This window comes from Nocardia amamiensis (assembly GCF_015477605.1).
Taxonomy (GTDB): Bacteria; Actinomycetota; Actinomycetes; order Mycobacteriales; family Mycobacteriaceae; genus Nocardia; species Nocardia amamiensis_A.
The window spans coordinates 1-727 of the sequence record NZ_JADLQX010000189.1; the positions used below are offsets into that span (position 1 = coordinate 1).

Below are 727 nucleotides of genomic sequence, written 5' to 3' on the forward strand. Positions count from 1 at the left end.
TCGCGGGGGTCTTGAACAGCACGACGTCGTCCGCGCCGATGCCGTATTCGCCGGTGATCCAGCGGATCTGGTTGACCACCGCGGCGTGCGGCACCGCGACGCCCTTCGGGCGGCCGGTGGAGCCGGAGGTGAAGATCACGTACGCGGTGTTGGCCGGACGCAGCGGCTTGTGCCGGTCGGCGTCGGTCAGCGGCTCGCCGGAGAACTCCGACAACTCCAGCTCGTCGACGCGCACCTGCCGGGAGACCGTGGTCTCCAGATCGGAGCCGGAGGTCAGCACGCACACCGGGCGCGCGGTCTCCAGGATGTAGTCGATCCGCTCGGCCGGGTGGTCCGGGTCCAACGGCACGTACGCGCCGCCCGCGGCGTTCACCGCGTACATGCCGACCACCAGGTCGATCGAGCGCCGCATGCCGAGGGCCACATACGATTCCGGGCCCACGCCATTGCTCTTGAGCCAGCGCGCCAGGCGGTGCACCCGCCCGGCGAACTCGGCGTAGGACAGACTCGTCCCCTCGAACGTCACCGCCGCCGTGTCCGGCGTGCGCGCGACCTGCGCCTCGAACAGCGACACCAGCGTCTCGGCGGGCACCGGATGCGCGGTGTCGTTCCAATCGACCAGCACCCGCGCGTGCTCCTCGGGCGCGAGCAGGTCGATGTCACCGATCGGGACGGTCGGATCGGCGGTCACGGCCGCGAGGACGCGATCGAGGCGGCGGGCGAACGC

The 727-nt window shown here is 71.4% G+C and carries 1 protein-coding gene; it reads right to left on the reverse strand.

Annotated features, from left to right (window positions below):
- The coding region (locus tag IU459_RS37410; protein WP_195134291.1) for an AMP-binding protein at positions 1-727 on the reverse strand (727 nt) is incomplete at both ends.